The sequence below is a fragment of the Janthinobacterium sp. RA13 genome (genome assembly GCF_000745325.1).
In the GTDB taxonomy this organism is placed as follows: Bacteria; Pseudomonadota; Gammaproteobacteria; order Burkholderiales; family Burkholderiaceae_D; genus Janthinobacterium; species Janthinobacterium rivuli.
In genome coordinates this window covers 4,883,730-4,900,830 of sequence record NZ_JQNP01000001.1, presented here as the reverse complement: position 1 = coordinate 4,900,830, position 17,101 = coordinate 4,883,730, and the positions used below count along the sequence as shown (strand labels likewise).

The window sequence follows — 17,101 nt, the reverse complement described above, 5'->3', positions numbered from 1 at the left end:
GTCAGCCCTTGCTGGCCGCCTCGAGGATTTCCAGCTTGGTTTCGCGGCCATTCTTTTGCACGCCTTGCGCCTTGTCGTAGCTTTCGATCAGCGCGCGGTATGGCGGCACGATATGGTCGGTCATGATGGCGGCGAATTCCATCGCGTCGGCGCGGTTCCAGGTGCTCATCACTTCAGCCAGCACGGCGTACGTGTCGATCGGCACGGCGCCCGCCTGCGTCACGCGCGCCATGGTGATGTCGGTGGCCATCTTCGACCAGTTGCCCGAGGCGTCGATGATGGCAAACACCTTGTAGCCGGCCGCCAGCGCGCTGATGGTGGGAAAAGCCATGCACACGCTGGTGAGCGTGCCGGCGATCAGCAGGGTCTTGCGGCCCGTCTTTTCGATGGCTTCGACCCAGGCCGGGTTGTCCCAGGCGTTGATCTGGCCCGTGCGCGGGATGTAGACGGCTTCCGGGTTGAAATGGTGGATTTCCGGGATCAAGGGGCCGTTCGGGCCGTCGGGCACGGAAGCGGTGGTAAACGTCGGCATGTTGGCCAGGCGCGACAGCTTGGCCAGCGCCGTGACGTGGCCGCGCAGCACGTGCTGCTCGATGTCGCGCACCAGCTGGAACAAGCCGCTCTGGTGGTCGATCAGCAGCATGACGGCGTCGTCGGGATCGATCATCGGTGGCAAACCTTGGAAGTTGGCGGGGGTGCTCATGGTGTTCTCCTGAAAAACCGTGCCGCGGGATGCGGCACGGGTACTGCACAAATTCGCTACACAAATTCACTGCACAAATTACGTCGCGATGCGGGCGAAGCGGCCGCTGTTGAAATCCTCGAACGCCTGCGCGATTTCCGCCTCGGTGTTCATGACGAAGGGACCATGGCCGACGATGGGTTCCTCGATCGGTTCGCCGCTCAGCAGCAGCACCACGGCGTCGTTGTTCGCCTCGACGGTGATGCTGTCGCCGTCGCGCTCGAACAGCGCCATCTGCGCTTCGCGCACCACGCTCTCGCCGTTGACCAGCACCGTGCCATGCAGGACGATCAGCGCCGTGCTCCAGCCGCGGGTCACGGGCAGTTCCGTCAGCTTGCCCTGGGCCAGGCGCACGTCCCACACCTGCATCGGCGAGAACGTGCGGGCCGGGCCATGCTGGCCAGCGAAATCGCCGGCGATCACGCGCACGGAACCGGCATCGTCGGGCAGCGCCAGCGTGGGTATCGTGTCGCTGGTGATGGCCTGGTAGCCGGGCGCCGTCATCTTGTTTTTCGCCGGCAGGTTCACCCACAGCTGCACCATTTCCAGGGTGCCGCCCGACTGCGTGAAGGCAGGCGAGTGAAACTCTTCATGCAGGATGCCGGCGCCGGCCGTCATCCACTGCACGTCGCCGGGGCCGATCACGCCGCCCTGGCCCGTCGAATCGCGGTGCGCCACTTCGCCCTTGTAGACGATGGTCACCGTTTCAAAGCCGCGGTGCGGGTGCGAGCCGACGCCGGGTGGACGGGTGCCAGGGGCAAATTCGGCGGGACCGGCATAGTCGAGCAGCAGGAAGGGGCTCAGCTGCTTGCCATGGCCGTTATACGAAAACATCGAGCGCACGGGGAAACCGTCGCCGACCCAGTGCTGGCGAGGTGCGCTGTAGATACCTGTGACTTTGTTCATCTCGATCTCCTGTTGGGGTTTGCATTACGATGGAGACAGAATAAACCTGCAACGATGAAGGCGGTAGACGGTAAAATCAGCCATCAGCGTTCCAAAAATAGAACGATCAAGGAGGCGGCATGCAGGACCTGAATGACTTGTATTACTTTGTGCAGGTGGTCGACCATGGCGGCTTCGCGCCGGCCGGGCGCGCGCTGGGCATGCCGAAATCAAAACTGAGCCGGCGCATCGCCCTGCTCGAAGAGCGTCTGGGCGCGCGCCTGCTGCAGCGCACGACGCGGCATTTTTCCGTCACCGATGTGGGGCAGACGTTTTACGAGCATTGCAAGGCGATGCTGGTGGAAGCGGAGGCGGCGCAGGAAGCGATCGAACTGACGCGGGCCGCGCCGCGCGGCACGGTGCGCCTATCCTGCCCCATCGCCCTGCTGCATTCTCTGGTCGCGCCCATGCTGGCCGGCTTCATGCGCGCGCATCCGCAAGTGACCCTGCTGCTCGAAGCGAGCAACCGCCGCGTCGACCTGGTGGCCGAGGGCATCGACGTGGCCATCCGCGTGCGTCCGCCGCCGCTGCCCGACAGCGACCTGGTGCTGCGCGTGCTGGCCGAACGGGGCCAGTGCATGGTGGGCAGCCCGCTGCTGTTCGCCGGTGCGCCCATGCCGAAGGCGCCGGCCGACCTGGCCGACTGGCCCAGCCTGGCCCTGGGCATGCCGCAACAGCACTACCAGTGGGATTTGCACGGCCCCGATGGTGCGCGCGCGCAGCTGCGTCACGTGCCACGCTTCGTCACGGGCGACATGCTGACCCTGCGCGACGCGGCCGTGGCCGGCGTGGGCGTGGTGCAGTTGCCGACCATGATGATCACGGAACAGGTGGCCAATGGCAGCCTGCTGCCGCTGATGGAGCAGTGGCGGCCGCAGCGCGAAATCATCCACGCCGTGTTCCCGTCGCGGCGCGGCCTGCTGCCGGCCGTGCGCGCGCTGCTCGACTACCTGGCGCACAGCTTCGCCGCGCTGCCGGACGAATGAAGGTTTTCAGGTACGATGGTGCTCTTTCAAGCGGCGTGAAAACAGCATGCGTTTATTGATACTGTCGGACCTGCACCATGAGCTGTGGCGCGACGAAGCGCCGCAGGGCGACCTTGCGCTCAGCTGCCCCGACGCCGTCATCCTGGCCGGCGACATCGACACGGGCGCGCGCGCCGTCGCCTGGGCGGCCACCGCATTCGCGGGCCTGCCGGTGCTGTACGTGCACGGCAACCACGAAGGCTATGGCCACCACCTCGACAAGGTGCGCCAGGAGCTGCACGCGGCCTGCGCCGCCACGGACAACGTGCATTTTCTCGACGCCGGGTCTCACCTCATCACCGACCAGGCAGGCCACACCGTGCGCTTCCTGGGCGCCACCCTGTGGACGGATTTCCGCCTGCTGGGCGACGACACGCGCCAGGCGGCCATGCGCGATGCGGAAGCCGTCATGAACGACTACAAGCGCATCCGCCTGGCCAACATGGGTTTTCGCAAGCTGCGCGCGGCCGATACGGCCATGTTCCACGCGCAGCAAAAAGCCTGGCTGGCGCGCGAACTGGCGCAGCCCTTCGACGGCAGCACCGTCGTCATCAGCCACATGGCGCCGTCGCTGCTGTCGGTCGACGATGCCTACGGCAGCGAGGGATGTTCGCCCGCCTACGCCTCGCGCCTGGACGACCTGGCGGCGCAGGCGGACCTGTGGGTGCATGGCCACCTCCACGCCTCGCGCGACTATCGGATCGGCCAGTGCCGCGTGGTCAGCAACCCGTGCGGCTACAAGACGCGCAGCGGCGCGCCGCAAAATCCCGCGTTCGATCCGAACTTCATCGTCGAACTAGGCCCACGCTAATCATCCGGTTTCAAACGGCCCGCCAGCCATTGCTGCAGGCGGTGCTTGCCGGCCCGGCGCGCCACGCGTGGCGACGCCTCCGACTGGTGCGCGCCGGCGCCGCCGCGCAGCCTGGCGGCGGCCACCAGCGGGTTGCGCGGCTTGGGCGTGGCTTTCACTTTGATTTTCATGCTGTTTCCTTTCAACCCGGTCGCGCAAAACAAAAAACCCCGGCAAGTTTCCTCACCGGGGTTTGAAGGACACCGGCTCGAGATCGGCATTGCTGCCGATGGCCCCGAGCGTCATGCGCGGGGCTAGTAGTACGTCAACTTGCTGCCAGCCTGCTCGAACATGGGTATCCTTTCTTTTTGTGTGGTTGATCTGTAGTGCGGATGACGATTCTGCGCCGGATGCTGCAGTGCGTCAACCGCTTTTCATGGCGCATGCGCCAACGTTGTTATTTTGTCGCAGCCGCCTTTTCCTTGGCGATGCGGGCATCGAGCTTGGCTTCATTTTTGGCCGCGTAGTTGCTGCACGCCTGCGCATCGATGAAGGGATTCGGCGTGACGCCTTCCAGCAATTGCGTCAGCTTGCGGTCGCCGCCCGAGTGGTCGGGGTGGGCCGAGATCAGGATGTCGCACGGCAGTCTGGCGAAGTCCTGCATGACGCGGCGGAAGGCCGGCGTCAGGTCCGCATGGCGTTCATCGCCCAGGTAGTGAAAATCATCGGCCGCCACCGGCGTGAGGCTGGCGCCGAACACCACGTTCAGGCATTCCTTGCGCTCCGCATCCTCGCACGACACCCAGGTCCAGCTGGTGCTGCCCGGCGTATGGCCAGGCGTGTAGCGCGCCGTGACGGTCACGTCGCCCAGCTGCAGGGTTTCGCCATCGGCGATCTCGCGCACGTTTTCCACGGCCGGCATGGGGTCGATTTCGCCCGCTTGCGGGTCCATGGCGAGCACCGATCCCGCGCGTAGCGCCTGCGCTCCCAGCGGGCTGGCGATCACTTGCGCGCCGCTGTCGCGGGCCAGGGCGGCGATGCCGCCCGAATGGTCGAAATGCGCTTCCGTACTCAGGATGAACTTGATGTCTTCCAGGCGAAAACCCAGCTCGAGGATATGCTCCTTGATGGCGGCCACCGATTGCGGCAACGCGCCATCGATGAGGATCAAGCCTTCGCGCGTGTCGATCAGCACCACGCTCAAGCCGCCCACGCCCACGTAATATGTGTCGCCGTGGATGCGCGCCGGCTGCTGCGGGCGATTCCACTGCGCCGCATACGGCGAAGCGATCGGCTGCGTCAAGGGATCGACGGCGGGCGTGGCGGAATGCGCGGCAAACGGCAGCGCCATGGCGGCCAGCGCGATACTGAGCAGAGACTTGGGAAAGTAGAAAGGCGGCATGCGGCTCCAGGAATGAGTATGCGGTAATCGATGCCACAGGGTAACGTCGCCCCCGCACGCGGTCAAGCGGACGGGCGTGGCGACTTGCGCTACGATAGAGGCCCATTCACTGCCGTGCGCCTCGCCGCGCCTCCTGCCATGCGTTTGCTGATTCTGTCCGACCTGCACCTGGAAGTCTGGGGTGACGACACGCCCGCCATCGACCTTGCCGCCTGCCGGCCCGACGTGGTGATCCTGGCCGGCGACATCGACACGGGCAGCAACGCCATCGCCTGGGCCGCGCGCACCTTCGGCGCCCTGCCCGTGCTGTACGTACACGGCAATCACGAGGGCTATGGCCATCAGCTGGAACACATGCAGGACGCCGTGCGCGACGCCTGCGCCAATGCGCACGGCGCCGACATCCGCCTGCTCGACGGCGACGCCATGGTGCTGAACGGCGTGCGTTTTCTCGGCGTCACGCTGTGGACGGATTTTTTACTCTTCGGCGCCGACAGGTACGAGGAAGCCTTGAGCGCGGCGCAAACCTACATGCCCGACTACAAGCGCATCAGCACGGGCGGCGATGCGCCGCGTCTCTTGTGCGCGAGCGACACGGCGCAGCTGCACGCGCGGCATCGCGCCTGGCTGGAACAGCAGCTGGCGCAACCGTTCGATGGCAAGACGGTCGTCATCACGCACATGGCGCCATCGATGCTGTCGGTGGAAGAGCAATACGCGGCGAACCTCGGCTCGCCCGCCTTCGCCTCGCAGCTGGACTCACTGGTGGCGCAGGCCGACCTGTGGGTGCATGGCCACATGCACGCCTCGCTCGACTACCGCGTCCAGGACTGCCGCGTCGTGTGCAACCCCTGCGGCTACAAGCGGCCCGATGGCACGCCCGAGAACGAACGTTTTGACACGGGCTTTATCGTCGACCTGGCCAGCGCGGGCTAGTTTTTCCGATAGCGCAGCTGCACCACGCCGCTGGGCAGCTGGCGCGTGTTGTGCAGGCGCCAGTCGCTGCGCGGCAAGCCGTCCTCGAACAGGCGCACGCCCTTGCCCAGCACCACGGGCAGCACGGACAAGGTCAGGCTGTCGATGACGCCCTCGCGCAAGCCGGCGCGGATGACGGCGCCGCCATCGAGATACACGTGACGGCATCCCTCCTCCGCCAGCCCCTCCAGCACTGCCCGCACACTGCCTGCGCGACGCTGCTCGCCATGGCGCGGCGCGAAGTCGCGGTGGCTGAGGACCACCACGCGCTTGCCCGCATACGGCCACGGCTCAAAACCCAGCACGGCGTCATACGTGGTGCGCCCGATCAGCAGGGTATCGGCCTGCGCCATCAAGGCCGTGTAGCCGGTGGCGTCGGGCGAGTCGGGCGCCAGTTCGGCCAGCCAGGACAGGTCGCCGTTTTCTCCCGCGATGCAGCCATCGAGGCTGATGCCGAGAAAAACGCTGACGAAAGCTTTTTGCATGAGTGCTCCTTGATTTAATTCTACGGTGTAGAATTATGCCCATGAAAACCCCAAAACTTCAAGTCGTGGCATCTTCCGTGCGCCGCGCCGGGCGTCCGCGCCGCGCCGCGCCCGCACTGGACAACGCCAGCATCCTGCAGGCGGCCCTGGCCCTGCTGGAAGAAAAAGGCGAAGCGTTCTCCATGCGCGCGCTGGCGCACAGCCTGGGCGTCGATGCCATGGCCCTGTATCACTATTACGCGGGAAAAGAGGAATTATTGCTGGCCTTGATGGTGCAGCGTTTTGCCGCGCTCGATCCGCGCCAGCCGCCATTTACGCAACGCCAGGCGCCGCGGCGGCGCCTGCTCGCGCTGTGCGCGCTGTACCTGGGACTGGTCAGTGCCACGCCGTATTTCGTGCGCCTGATGGCGCGCGGGCTGGTGGAACAAGCCGACGTGGCCGAGCGGTTCACGGCGCTGTTCGAACTGGCCGTGGAGGGCCTGGGCCTGGACAAGAAAACCCGCCTGCGCGGGCGCGATGCGCTCGTTGATTTCCTACACGGCTATGCGCTGGCGGGCAGGCCGGCCAGCGAGACGCAATGGCACGCCTCGGTCGGCCTGATCCTGGCGGGCATGGCCGCCGGACGCACTGCGGTGTGACGTCCAGCGGCCGGACGCCCTACCTTGGCATCAGGCCAGCAGCTTGAGCAGCGCCTGGGCGGCCGCTTCCGACGACGCCGGATTCTGGCCCGTGACCAGCAAGCCATCGGTGACGGCGTACGGCTGCCAGTCGCCCAGCTTCGAGTAGACGCCGCCGTTTTGCTTGAGCATGTCCTCGACCAGGAAAGGCACGATGGCGCTCAGGCCGACGGCGTCTTCCTCGGTATTCGTAAAGCCCGTCACCTGCTTGCCGCGCACCAGCGGCGTGCCGTCAGTTGCCTTCACGTGACGCAGCACGCCGGGCGCGTGGCAGACGGCGGCGACGGGCTTGCCGGCGGCGATCATCTGCTCGATCAGCGCGATCGAGTGCCGATCTTCGGCCAGGTCCCACAGCGGACCGTGGCCGCCCGGATAGAACACGGCGTCAAAGTCCCCCGCCTTCACGTCGGCCAGCTTGCCCGTGTTGGCCAGCACGGCTTGCGCATCGGCGTCCTGCTTGAAGCGGCGCGTGGCGTCCGTTTGCGAATCGGGCTCGTCGCTTTTCGGGTCGAGCGGCGGCTGGCCGCCCAGCGGCGAGACGACCGTCAGCTTCGCGCCCGCTTCCTGCAGCGCATAGTAGGGCGCGGCGAATTCTTCCAGCCAGAAGCCGGTTTTCTTGCCAGTGTCGCCCAGTTGATCGTGCGAGGTCAGTACCATCAGGATGTTCATGTTGTTTCCTTTTATGTCAGGGTTACAGTGCTGCTTCGAGGATACGGCGGCTGCGCGCGAGGTCGATATCGCGGTGTTCGCCGAGGGAGGTCATGCCATGTGCTTCTAATTGTTTCAGTACCGCGTCCACCGCTTCCTGGCCCAGCTGATAGGCCGACAAACGGGTCGGGATGCCCAGGCCTTCAAAGAAAGCGCGCGTGCGGGCGATGGCGGCGTCGATGCGCTCGTCGTCGCTGCCGCTGGTGATGTTCCACACACGTTCGCCAAATTGCAGCAATTTGCCGCGTTTCTGTTCGCGCTGTACGTCCAGCAGGGCCGGCAGCACCAGGGCCAGGGTGCGCGCATGGTCGATGTCGTACAGGGCCGTCAGTTCGTGGCCGATCATGTGAGTGGCCCAGTCCTGCGGCACGCCGGCGCCGATCAGGCCATTCAAGGCCAGGGTGGCCGTCCACATCAGATTGGCGCGGGTGGTGTAATCGTCGGGCGAAGCCACCGCCTGCGGCGCGATCTCGACCAAGGTTTGCAGCAAGCCTTCGGCAAAGCGGTCCTGCACCATCGCCTGCACCGGATAGGTCAGATACTGCTCCGTCGTGTGGACAAAGGCGTCGACCAGGCCATTGGCCACCTGCGTGGCCGGCAAGGTAAAGGTTTTACTAGGGTCGAGCACGGAAAATTGCGGGTACAGCAGCGGATTGCGAAAACTCAGCTTGTCATGCGTGGCTTTTTTCGTCACCACGCCGCCGCTGTTCATTTCCGATCCCGTTGCCGGCAAGGTCAGCAACGTGCCGAACGGCAGGGCGCGCTGCACATTGGCGCCGCCGCGCTCGGCGATTTCCCACGGCTCGCCATCGTACAGGGCGGCCGCGGCAACGAACTTGGTGCCGTCGATCACGGAGCCGCCGCCGACGGCCAGCAGGAAGTCCAGCTTTTCGCTGCGCACCTGAGCGACGGCGCGCATCAGGGTTTCATAACTGGGATTGGGTTCGATGCCGCCAAACTCCTGCACACTACGCTGGCCCAGCGCAAGCGCGGCGCGCACCTCGGCCAAAGTGCCCGTCTTTTCCGCGCTGGCGCCGCCGTACAAAATCAGCACGCGCGCATCGTGCGGCACCAGGGCGGACAATTTGGCGACGGTGTCGGCACCGAACACAATCTTCGTCGGATTATGGAATTCAAAATTCTTCATGCTGCTGCTCCTTTATTATTAGACTGGTCGTCTAGAATGCGGTTCAAAAAACGCGGACGTGGTGCGTCCGCTTGTTTGCTTGGTTTGCTGCCTATCGGTAGCTGTCCGGCGACAGCTGCAACATGGCCAGAGTCGCCCGCCAGGCCGTTTGCAATGCGCTGGCGTCGCGCCGCAGCTTGGTCAGCATCGCCGCGCCCAGCCACAGCTGGTACAAGGTGGCGGCCATCTGCGCCGGGTCGGCTACCGATGGCAGGGTATCGTCCACCCTGCCCCGCGCGATGGCCAGGGCCAGTCTGGAGATGATGCGGTGGGTGCCGTCCAGAAGCGCCACGCGCATCGGCTCCGACATGTCCGCCACTTCGCTGCTGAGCTTGACCACCAGGCAGCGGCAGTCGCAACCGCTGCCATCGAGGCTCTCGCTGGTCCAGCTGGCCCAATACGCCATCAGCGCCTGCGCCGCGCTCTTGCCGGGCTGGCCCAGCACGAGCTCCATTTCATCCAGATAGCCGGTGACGTAATCTTCCAGCATCGCCTCGCCAAACAATTCCTTGGACTTGAAGTAATGGTAGAACGAGCCCTTGGGCACGTCGGCGGCCGACAAAATCTCGTTCAGCCCCACGCCGGCAAAGCCCTTGCGCGTGATGATGGCCTTGCCCTGGTCGATAATGTGCTGGCGCACGTCGGTGTATTCAGCTTTCATGCGATGATTGTAGCACAATTAGACCAGTCGTCTACCAATAAGGAGCGAAATGTAGAACGAGGCTGGTCGATTGAATATTGCATGTATCCGCTGGAGGCACGCCTCGTCAGGCCGGGCTTGCAGTGTAGACATGCAGCACATCCTCATCGATGTGTATCACCTGCGCCGGTATTCCTTCAAACACAGGCGCAAGCAGCATGGGACGCAGATCACCACTTACCACTGCCGCATCGAGAAATACCAGCAGGTCGGTGGCGCTGGCCTGTACCACACGGCCTTGGAAGATGGCACGCTTGCCTGCATGAGCCACCAGCTTGTGCGCCACGTAATACGCGGGCGCCGTCAATTGCGCGCGCAAAGCAGCAATCGAATCATATGCGGCCAGCGGACCACCGCGCAGGACCAGCCCCAGCATGCTGAAAAAAAGCGCATCGGCGCATGGTCCCGGCGCGACGTCCTGCTTTACCAGCGCCGCGAAACTATACTCGTTCCTCATGTGACTTTGCCCTGCTCAAGGATGTGCTGACGGACGTCGGTGTATTCAGCTTTCATGAGGCAAAGCATAGCACGACTAGACCAGTCGTCTAGAATGCATTATCGGCCTGTTTTTCAACGAGCAATAGTAGCGGGACCAAGCGATCAGGTGAACTTCTTGAAATCCGGCTTGCGCTTTTCAAAGAAGGCCGTAAACGCTTCCTTCGCCTCGGCACCACCCAGCATGGCGCTGAACAGTGTGTTTTCGTCGGCGATGGCCGCCTTCATCGGTTCCATGCGGCTTTGTTTCATCAAGCGTTTGGTGGCGCGGATCGAGGCGGCTGGCAGGGCCACCAGCTTGGCAGCCTGGCCTTGCGCGAACGTCATCAATTCGTACAGGGGAACGACTTTCGAGACCAGGCCCATTTCCAGCGCTTCGCTGGCCGGGAACGCTTCGCCCAGCATCAGCTTTTCCGCCGCGCGCGGGTAGCCGGCCAGTTGCGTGAGCAGCAGGCTGGAGCCGAATTCCGGGCACAATCCCAGCTGCGTAAACGGCATCGAGAAGCTGGCGTTGTCGGCCGCGTAGACAAGGTCGCAGTGCATCAGCAAGGTGGTGCCTATGCCGATGGCCGGGCCGGAGACGGCCGCCACCACGGGCTTGCTGCTGCCGTACAGGGCGCGCATGAACTGGAACACGGGACGGTCATGGTCGAGCGAGCCATCTTTCGGGCGCGCCGTCTTCATGAAGTCATCGAGGTCGTTACCGGCCGTGAAAATCTCGCGCTTGCCGCAGATCAGAATGGCGCGCACGTCGTCGTCCGTCTCGGCCGCCACCAGCGCGTCGGCCAGGGTCTGGTACATGGCACCCGTGATCGCATTCTTGCGTTCCAGGCGGTTGAATTCCAGGGTCAGGATGCCCTCGCTCTTGCTGCACAAAATATCCATGTCGTCTCCAAAAAGATAAAGGGCGCCGGGGTAATCCCGCAGCGCCCTGTTGTATTGCTTTAGCCCGTCGAACTTAGACGCGTTCGAAAATGCCTGCCGCGCCCATGCCGGCGCCCACGCACATCGTGACCATGCCGTACTTCTGCTTGGTGCGCTGCAGTGCGTGGATCACGGTGGCGGCGCGGATGGCACCGGTGGCGCCCAGCGGGTGGCCCAGGGCGATCGCGCCGCCCATTGGGTTGACCTTCGATGGGTCCAGGCCCAGGTCGCCGATGACGGCCAGCGCTTGCGCGGCAAACGCTTCGTTCAGCTCGATCCAGTCCAGCTGGTCTTGCGTGATGCCGGCGGCGGCGCACGCTGCCGGAATGGCGAATTTAGGACCGATGCCCATGATTTCCGGCGGCACGCCGCGCACGGCGAACGAGGAGAATTTCGCCAGCGGGGTCAGGTTGTGCTCGCGCAGGATTTTTTCGCTGACGATCAAGAGCGCACCGGCGCCGTCGGACATCTGCGAGCTGTTGGCGGCCGTGACGGAACCCTTGGCGGCGAAGACGGGCTTCAGCTTGGCCAGCGATTCCATCGACGAATCGGCGCGCGCTCCTTCGTCCGTGTCGACGGTGCGGCGCGTTACGTCCACCTGACCGGTGGCCAGGTTCGGCGTGCGCGTGATGATTTCGACGGGCGTCGTTTCGGCCTTGAAGAAACCGGCTTGCTGCGCGGCGATGGCGCGGCGGTGCGATTCAACGGAGAACGCGTCCTGCTGTTCGCGCGACACTTTCCATTGCTGCGCCACTTTTTCGGCCGTCAGGCCCATGCCGTAAGCCATGCCGATGTTTTCGTCGCTGAACATGTCCAGGTTCATCGATGGGTGGTGACCCATCATCGGCACCATCGACATCGATTCGATGCCGCCGGCGATCATCACGTCGGCTTCGCCCACGCGGATGCGGTCGGCCGCCATGGCGATGGCCGTGATGCCAGACGCGCAGTAACGGTTGACGGTGACGCCGCCCACGGTTTTCGGCAAGCCGGCCAGCAGCACCGAGTTACGCGCGATATTGAAGCCCTGCTCCGCTTCCGGGAACGAGCAGCCGATGATGGCGTCGGTGATCAATGCAGGGTCCAGGCCAGGCGCTTGCGCCAGGGCCGATTGCAGCACGCGCACCAGCAGGTCGTCCGGGCGGGTGTTTCTGAACATGCCGCGCGGCGCCTTGCCGATCGGGGTGCGGGTTGCAGAGACGATGTACGCGTCTTGAAGTTGTTTGCTCATTTTATGCTTTCAAAGATGTTGAACGAGGTTCGTGTTCTGTCGAATGTCCGGGATGCTGGCCTATCGCTTCTGCGACAAATACCAGTCCACCGTCACCTGTGCCGCCAGCGTGCCTTCGGAATCGAAAATATCGACTTCCACGGGAAACGCCACCTTGCCATCCTGCGCCAGCTGCGCCTTCAAGGCAGCCAGGTCGCCCGGTACCCGGCCTTCGGCGCGCGTCGCGCCCCGGGCCACCTTCTGGTACTGGATGCGCGACTCCTTGGCCACCGGACGCAAGCCCAGTATCAGCTCGGCGAAGCCGCCAGCCATGGCCGCGCCGGAAGCCGTTTCGGCCAGGGTAAACAAGGCGCCCGCATGCTGCGTGCCCAGGTGATTATTCAGTTTTGGATCTTCCGGCATCGACACCTTCGAGGTGCCGGCGCCGATGTCGTCGATGCTGATCCCCAGCAGCCGCACGAAGGGCAAGGTGTCCATCATCTGTTGTTTGATACGGTCATACACCATGCTTGGCCTCACGCGCAGCAATACTTTAAAAATAATGGACAGGATCGTCATCGACGTCAGGCTTAGTTGCGTACCGGCTTACCGGTTTGCATCATGCCCATGATCCGTTCCTGGGTTTTCGGATGGTTCAACAGCTCCAGGAATGCCTTGCGTTCCATATCCAGCAGCCACTGTTCGCTGACGAAGCTGCCCTGGTCCACGTCACCGCCCGATACGATCTCGGCGATCATCTCGCCCAGCTTGAAATCGTGCGCCGAAATGAAGCCGCCGTCGCGCATGTTGACCAGCTGCGCCTTGATGGTGCCCCAGCCGTAACGGCCCGTCACCTGGATCAGCGAAGGGAGCGCTGGACGGAAGCCGGCGTCGAACATGGCGCGCGCTTCGACCTTGGCCACGTGCAGCAGCTCGTAGGCGTTGAACACGATCACGTCGTCTTCCTTCAGGTAGCCCATTTTTTTCGCTTCCAGCGCCGATTTCGACACGTTGGCGGTGGCCGCATTGGTGAAGCCCGTTTTCAGGAATTGCAGGATGTCGTTACCCTTGGCTTCCTTGTAGGCGCGCTGCGCCGCTTCCTTCAAGCCGCCGCCGGCAGGAATCAGGCCCACGCCCACTTCCACCAGGCCGATGTAGGACTCGATCGAGGCCACGCGCTTCGATGCATGCAGCGCCAGTTCGCAACCGCCGCCCAGTGCCAGACCAGCGACCGCGGCGATCACCGGCACGTTCGCATATTTCAGCGACATGAAGGTGTTCTGCAGTTCGGCGATGATCGGATCGACGGCTTTCACGCCACCTTGCATGAACGCCGGCAAGGCCGATTGCAGGTCGGCGCCGGCCGAGAACGCGCCGCCTTCGGCTGCGTCCGCGTGCCAGATCACCAAGCCCTTGAAGTTCTTCTGGGCTTCGACCAGCGCCAGTTTCAGGCCGTTGATGACACCTTCGCCGATCACGTGCATCTTGGTCTTGAACGAGATGATCAGGACGTCGTCGCCCGTATGCCAGACGCGCACGGATTCGTCTTCGAAGACGGTGGTGCCGGCGGTCTTGCCGTCGATGGCGCCGCTGCCCAGGACGGGCGCGCGGAATGGCTGGCGGTCATACACGGACAAGGTCGAACGTGGCACGAAGCTGTTCGACACGGCGGAGTAGGAACCTTCCGGCGTGTGCACGCCGCCTTTTTCAGCGACCGGACCTTCGAAGACCCAGGCTGGCAGCGGCGCGTTGCACAGCGCGTGGCCGGCGTCGATGTCTTCCTTGACCCAGTTGGCCACTTGCAGCCAGTTCGATGCCTGCCACGTTTCAAACGGGCCGACGTTCCAGCCGAAGCCCCAGCGCATGGCGAAGTCGATGTCGCGCGCATTGTCGGCCACGGTATCCAGATGGATGGCGATGTAGTGGAAAGCGTCGCGGAAGATCGCCCACAGGAACTGGCCTTGCGGATTCGTCGATTCGCGCAGCGCCTTCATCTTCTTGACCGGATCCTTTTCCTTCAGGATGCGGGCGATGATGTCGGCAGCCTTGGCGCCGCCGGCCACGTATTCACCGGTGGCGAAATCGAGGCGTTGAATTTCCTTGCCAACCTTCTTGTAGAAGCCTGCGCCGCTCTTCTGGCCCAGCGCGCCTTTTTCCACCAGCTTGGCCAGCACTTCCGGCGTCTTGTAGACGGCGGCGAACGGATCGTTCGGCAGGTAGTCCTGCATGGTCTTGATCACATGGCCCATCGTGTCCAGGCCGACCACGTCCGCCGTACGGAAGGTGCCCGACTTGGCGCGACCCAGCTTGGCGCCCGTCAGGTCATCGACGACGTCCACGGACAGGCCGAATTTCTCGGCTTCGTGCACGATGGCCAGGATGCCGAACACGCCAACGCGGTTGGCGATGAAGTTCGGCGTATCCTTGGCGCGGACCACGCCCTTGCCCAGGGTGGTGGTCAAAAAGCCTTCCAGCTGGTCGGCGATTTCCGGGCGGGTAGACTCGGTCGGGATGATTTCGACCAGGTGCATATAGCGCGGCGGGTTGAAGAAGTGCACGCCGCAGTAGCGCGATTTCAGGTCGGCGTCGAAGCCTTCGGCCAGCTTGGTGATCGACAGGCCCGAGGTGTTCGAGGCGAAGATCGCGTTCGGGCCGATGTGCGGTGCGACCTTTTGATACAGGTCGTGTTTCCAGTCCATGCGCTCGGCGATGGCTTCGATGATCAGGTCGCAACCGGCCAGCAAGTCCAGGTTGTCTTCGTAGTTGGCCACCTGGATCAGCGCGGCGTCATCCTTGTTGCCCAGCGGGGCAGGTGACAGCTTTTTCAGGTTCTCGATGGCGCGCAGCACGATGCCATTCTTTGGGCCTTCTTTTGCTGGCAGGTCGAACAGCACGACCGGCACTTTCGCGTTGATGCAATGGGCGGCGATCTGCGCGCCCATCACGCCGGCGCCGAGGACGGCTACTTTTTTAACGATGAAATTGGTCATATTTTCCTCAAGTCTTAGAACAGGTCTGCGTCGAGTGCCATCAGGTTGGCCGAACCGGAACGCGCCTGACGGATCAGGGTTGCCGTTTCAGGCTGCAAGCGGGCGAAGTAGAAACGTGCGGTAGCCAGTTTGGCGGTGTAGAAGGTGTCGCCGCTGGATTCTTTTTCGAGGGCGATCTTGGCCATCTGCGCGAACAGGTAGCTGTAGATCATGTGGCCGACGACGCGCAGGTAAGGCACGCATGCCGCGCCCACTTCGTCAGGGTTCTGGAAGGCCTTCATGCCGATTTCCATGGTCAGCTTGGTGACTTTGTCGCCCAAATCGCCCAGTGGGGTGACGAATTCGCTCATCGCTTCATCGGTGCCATTGTCTTCGACGAAGGCCTTGATCTTTTCGCCGAACTTGCGCAGCTTGGCGCCGTTGTCGCCGAGGATCTTGCGGCCCAGCAGATCGAGCGACTGGATCGTGTTCGTGCCTTCGTAGATCATGTTGATGCGCGCGTCGCGCACATACTGCTCCATGCCCCATTCCGAAATGTAGCCGTGGCCGCCGAACACTTGCATCGCGTCCGAAGTGGCGATCCAGGCGTTGTCGGTGATGAAGGCCTTGATGACGGGCGTCAGCAGCGCCACTTCATCGGCCGCTTCCTTGCGTACGTCGGCGTCAGGGTGGTGCAGTTCGCGGTCGATCTGCAGCGCCACGTACGAGGTGAAAGCGCGCGCGCCTTCGGCGTAGGCTTTGCCCGTCAACAGCATGCGGCGCACGTCAGGGTGCACGATGATGCGGTCGGCCGGCAGTTCCGGGTTCTTGATGCCGGACAGCGAACGCATTTGCGTGCGGTCCTTGGCGTAGATCAGCGCGTTCTGGTAAGCGATTTCCGTCAGGCCCAGCGACTGCATGCCCACGCCCAGGCGAGCCGCGTTCATGAAGACGAACATGGCGTTCAAGCCCTTGTTTGGCTGGCCGATGATCCAGCCTTTCGCGCCGTCCAGGTTCATCTGGCAGGTCGAGTTGCCGTGGATGCCCATTTTTTCTTCGATGGCGCCGCAGGTGATCGGGTTGCGTTCGCCGACCGTGCCGTCCGCATTCGGCAGGAATTTCGGCACCAGGAACAGCGAGATGCCTTTCGAGCCTTCCGGCGCGTCCGGCACGCGGGCCAGCACCAGGTGCAGGATGTTTTCCGCCATGTCGTGCTCGCCGGCCGAGATGAAGATCTTGTTGCCGGTGATGGTCCAGGAACCGTCCGCCTCAGGCAGCGCTTTCGAGCGCAGCAGGCCCAGGTCGGTGCCGCAGTGCGGCTCGGTCAGGCACATGGTGCCCGTCCATTCGCCCGACACCAGTTTCGGCAGGTAGACTTCCTTCTGGTGGTCGGTGCCGTGTTCCTTCAGGCACTCGTAGGCGCCGTGCGACAGGCCAGGGTACATGGACCAGGCCTGGTTCGACGAGTTCAGCATTTCATAGAACGAGTTGTTCAGCACAACAGGCAAGCCCTGGCCGCCGTATTCCGGATCGCAAGCCAGTGCCGCCCAGCCGCCTTCGACGTACTGCTTGTAGGCTTCCTTGAAGCCTTTAGGCGTGGTCACGCTTTTCGTGACGGGGTCGTGGTGGCAGCCTTCGCGGTCGCCGGAGTGATTCAGCGGGAACAATACTTCGGAGGTGAATTTGCCGCCCTCTTCCAGCACCTGGTTGATGATGTCGGCGTCGACGTCGGCGTACGACGGCATTTGCTTCAGTTCTTCTTCCACTTGCAGGAACTCATGCAGGACGAATTGCATATCCCGGATTGGCGCGACGTATTGACCCATAATTTTCTCCTGAAGGCGATTAGCTAAAGTGTTGTACTTGTA

General features: G+C 63.5%; 18 protein-coding genes. 4 read left to right on the top strand and 14 right to left on the bottom strand.

The window, feature by feature from the left end; all coding sequences use genetic code 11:
• Position 1: 1 nt before the first annotated feature.
• Positions 2-703 carry an isochorismatase family protein gene (locus tag FG13_RS21695; protein WP_198521362.1) on the bottom strand — a complete coding sequence of 234 codons (702 nt, stop codon included), beginning with the start codon at positions 701-703 and terminating at the stop codon, positions 2-4.
• Between the two features lie 78 nt (positions 704-781).
• On the bottom strand, positions 782-1,648 hold the full coding sequence (locus FG13_RS21690; protein WP_035824213.1) for a pirin family protein: 867 nt from the start codon (positions 1,646-1,648) through the stop codon (positions 782-784).
• A 119-nt stretch (positions 1,649-1,767) separates the two neighbouring features.
• On the opposite strand from FG13_RS21690, the gene FG13_RS21685 reads away from it, so the two are divergent.
• Both FG13_RS21685 and FG13_RS21680 read left to right on the top strand, forming a co-directional pair.
• The gene (locus FG13_RS21685) at positions 1,768-2,673 is read left to right on the top strand and encodes a LysR family transcriptional regulator (RefSeq protein WP_035824211.1); all 906 of its coding nucleotides are present in this window, start codon (positions 1,768-1,770) and stop codon (positions 2,671-2,673) included.
• Between the two features lie 46 nt (positions 2,674-2,719).
• Positions 2,720-3,523, top strand: a complete 804-nt coding sequence (locus FG13_RS21680) for a metallophosphoesterase family protein (protein WP_035824209.1) — start codon at positions 2,720-2,722, stop codon at positions 3,521-3,523.
• Here the strand turns inward: FG13_RS21680 and FG13_RS30725 are convergent.
• Positions 3,520-3,693: a hypothetical protein gene (locus tag FG13_RS30725; RefSeq protein WP_200880304.1), complete on the bottom strand. Its 174-nt coding sequence runs from the start codon at positions 3,691-3,693 to the stop codon at positions 3,520-3,522. The two genes, FG13_RS21680 and FG13_RS30725, sit on opposite strands and share 4 nt — an antisense overlap.
• Before the next feature lie 266 nt (positions 3,694-3,959).
• Entirely contained in the window at positions 3,960-4,904 is a 945-nt protein-coding gene (gene bla / locus FG13_RS21675) for a subclass B3 metallo-beta-lactamase (RefSeq protein ID WP_035824207.1), read from the bottom strand.
• Positions 4,905-5,042: 138 nt separating this feature from the next.
• On the opposite strand from bla, the gene FG13_RS21670 reads away from it, so the two are divergent.
• Positions 5,043-5,840, top strand: coding sequence for a metallophosphoesterase family protein (locus FG13_RS21670; RefSeq protein WP_035828562.1), 798 nt, complete (start codon positions 5,043-5,045; stop codon positions 5,838-5,840).
• Here FG13_RS21670 and FG13_RS21665 read toward each other — a convergent pair.
• Positions 5,837-6,364 carry a dihydrofolate reductase family protein gene (locus tag FG13_RS21665; protein WP_035824205.1) on the bottom strand — a complete coding sequence of 176 codons (528 nt, stop codon included), beginning with the start codon at positions 6,362-6,364 and terminating at the stop codon, positions 5,837-5,839. The two genes, FG13_RS21670 and FG13_RS21665, sit on opposite strands and share 4 nt — an antisense overlap.
• Before the next feature lie 41 nt (positions 6,365-6,405).
• Between FG13_RS21665 and FG13_RS21660 the strand changes: the two genes are divergently transcribed.
• Complete coding sequence (locus FG13_RS21660) at positions 6,406-7,002, top strand: TetR/AcrR family transcriptional regulator (RefSeq protein ID WP_158300074.1); 597 nt, start codon at positions 6,406-6,408, stop codon at positions 7,000-7,002.
• 30 nt (positions 7,003-7,032) lie between these two features.
• Here FG13_RS21660 and FG13_RS21655 read toward each other — a convergent pair whose 3' ends face one another.
• The 9 genes from FG13_RS21655 to FG13_RS21615 all read right to left on the bottom strand — a co-directional run bounded on the left by FG13_RS21655 (position 7,033) and on the right by FG13_RS21615 (position 17,059).
• Complete coding sequence (locus FG13_RS21655; RefSeq protein WP_035824201.1) at positions 7,033-7,710, bottom strand: type 1 glutamine amidotransferase domain-containing protein; 678 nt, start codon at positions 7,708-7,710, stop codon at positions 7,033-7,035.
• A 22-nt stretch (positions 7,711-7,732) separates the two neighbouring features.
• Positions 7,733-8,896, bottom strand: coding sequence for an iron-containing alcohol dehydrogenase (locus FG13_RS21650; RefSeq protein WP_035824199.1), 1,164 nt, complete (start codon positions 8,894-8,896; stop codon positions 7,733-7,735).
• A gap of 91 nt (positions 8,897-8,987) precedes the next feature.
• Positions 8,988-9,596 (bottom strand): TetR/AcrR family transcriptional regulator, encoded by a 609-nt coding sequence (locus FG13_RS21645; protein ID WP_035824197.1) that lies wholly within the window; start codon positions 9,594-9,596, stop codon positions 8,988-8,990.
• A 106-nt stretch (positions 9,597-9,702) separates the two neighbouring features.
• Positions 9,703-10,092 (bottom strand): hypothetical protein, encoded by a 390-nt coding sequence (locus tag FG13_RS21640; protein ID WP_035824195.1) that lies wholly within the window; start codon positions 10,090-10,092, stop codon positions 9,703-9,705.
• A 143-nt stretch (positions 10,093-10,235) separates the two neighbouring features.
• Positions 10,236-11,015, bottom strand: coding sequence for an enoyl-CoA hydratase (locus FG13_RS21635; RefSeq protein ID WP_035824193.1), 780 nt, complete (start codon positions 11,013-11,015; stop codon positions 10,236-10,238).
• A 73-nt stretch (positions 11,016-11,088) separates the two neighbouring features.
• Entirely contained in the window at positions 11,089-12,285 is a 1,197-nt protein-coding gene (locus FG13_RS21630) for an acetyl-CoA C-acyltransferase (protein ID WP_035824191.1), read from the bottom strand.
• A 60-nt stretch (positions 12,286-12,345) separates the two neighbouring features.
• A complete protein-coding gene (locus FG13_RS21625) occupies positions 12,346-12,843 on the bottom strand; it encodes a PaaI family thioesterase (protein WP_235211783.1) in 498 nt (165 codons plus the stop codon).
• A gap of 11 nt (positions 12,844-12,854) precedes the next feature.
• Complete coding sequence (locus FG13_RS21620) at positions 12,855-15,254, bottom strand: 3-hydroxyacyl-CoA dehydrogenase/enoyl-CoA hydratase family protein (RefSeq protein WP_035824189.1); 2,400 nt, start codon at positions 15,252-15,254, stop codon at positions 12,855-12,857.
• Positions 15,255-15,268: 14 nt separating this feature from the next.
• Positions 15,269-17,059: an acyl-CoA dehydrogenase C-terminal domain-containing protein gene (locus tag FG13_RS21615; protein WP_035824186.1), complete on the bottom strand. Its 1,791-nt coding sequence runs from the start codon at positions 17,057-17,059 to the stop codon at positions 15,269-15,271.
• Positions 17,060-17,101: the final 42 nt, after the last annotated feature.

Bases quoted from the DNA above. Each gene is read 5' to 3' on its own strand.
- FG13_RS21685 (WP_035824211.1), top strand. From the start codon at position 1,768: ATGCAGGACCTGAATGACTTGTATTACTTTGTGCAGGTGGTCGACCAT.
- FG13_RS21640 (WP_035824195.1), bottom strand. From the start codon at position 10,092: ATGAGGAACGAGTATAGTTTCGCGGCGCTGGTAAAGCAGGACGTCGCG.
- FG13_RS30725 (WP_200880304.1), bottom strand. From the start codon at position 3,693: ATGAAAATCAAAGTGAAAGCCACGCCCAAGCCGCGCAACCCGCTGGTG.
- FG13_RS21660 (WP_158300074.1), top strand. From the start codon at position 6,406: ATGAAAACCCCAAAACTTCAAGTCGTGGCATCTTCCGTGCGCCGCGCC.
- FG13_RS21645 (WP_035824197.1), bottom strand. From the start codon at position 9,596: ATGAAAGCTGAATACACCGACGTGCGCCAGCACATTATCGACCAGGGC.
- FG13_RS21650 (WP_035824199.1), bottom strand. From the start codon at position 8,896: ATGAAGAATTTTGAATTCCATAATCCGACGAAGATTGTGTTCGGTGCC.
- FG13_RS21690 (WP_035824213.1), bottom strand. From the start codon at position 1,648: ATGAACAAAGTCACAGGTATCTACAGCGCACCTCGCCAGCACTGGGTC.
- FG13_RS21630 (WP_035824191.1), bottom strand. From the start codon at position 12,285: ATGAGCAAACAACTTCAAGACGCGTACATCGTCTCTGCAACCCGCACC.
- FG13_RS21670 (WP_035828562.1), top strand. From the start codon at position 5,043: ATGCGTTTGCTGATTCTGTCCGACCTGCACCTGGAAGTCTGGGGTGAC.
- FG13_RS21635 (WP_035824193.1), bottom strand. From the start codon at position 11,015: ATGGATATTTTGTGCAGCAAGAGCGAGGGCATCCTGACCCTGGAATTC.
- FG13_RS21665 (WP_035824205.1), bottom strand. From the start codon at position 6,364: ATGCAAAAAGCTTTCGTCAGCGTTTTTCTCGGCATCAGCCTCGATGGC.
- FG13_RS21620 (WP_035824189.1), bottom strand. From the start codon at position 15,254: ATGACCAATTTCATCGTTAAAAAAGTAGCCGTCCTCGGCGCCGGCGTG.
- FG13_RS21680 (WP_035824209.1), top strand. From the start codon at position 2,720: ATGCGTTTATTGATACTGTCGGACCTGCACCATGAGCTGTGGCGCGAC.
- FG13_RS21615 (WP_035824186.1), bottom strand. From the start codon at position 17,059: ATGGGTCAATACGTCGCGCCAATCCGGGATATGCAATTCGTCCTGCAT.
- FG13_RS21695 (WP_198521362.1), bottom strand. From the start codon at position 703: ATGAGCACCCCCGCCAACTTCCAAGGTTTGCCACCGATGATCGATCCC.
- FG13_RS21625 (WP_235211783.1), bottom strand. From the start codon at position 12,843: ATGACGATCCTGTCCATTATTTTTAAAGTATTGCTGCGCGTGAGGCCA.
- FG13_RS21655 (WP_035824201.1), bottom strand. From the start codon at position 7,710: ATGAACATCCTGATGGTACTGACCTCGCACGATCAACTGGGCGACACT.
- bla (WP_035824207.1), bottom strand. From the start codon at position 4,904: ATGCCGCCTTTCTACTTTCCCAAGTCTCTGCTCAGTATCGCGCTGGCC.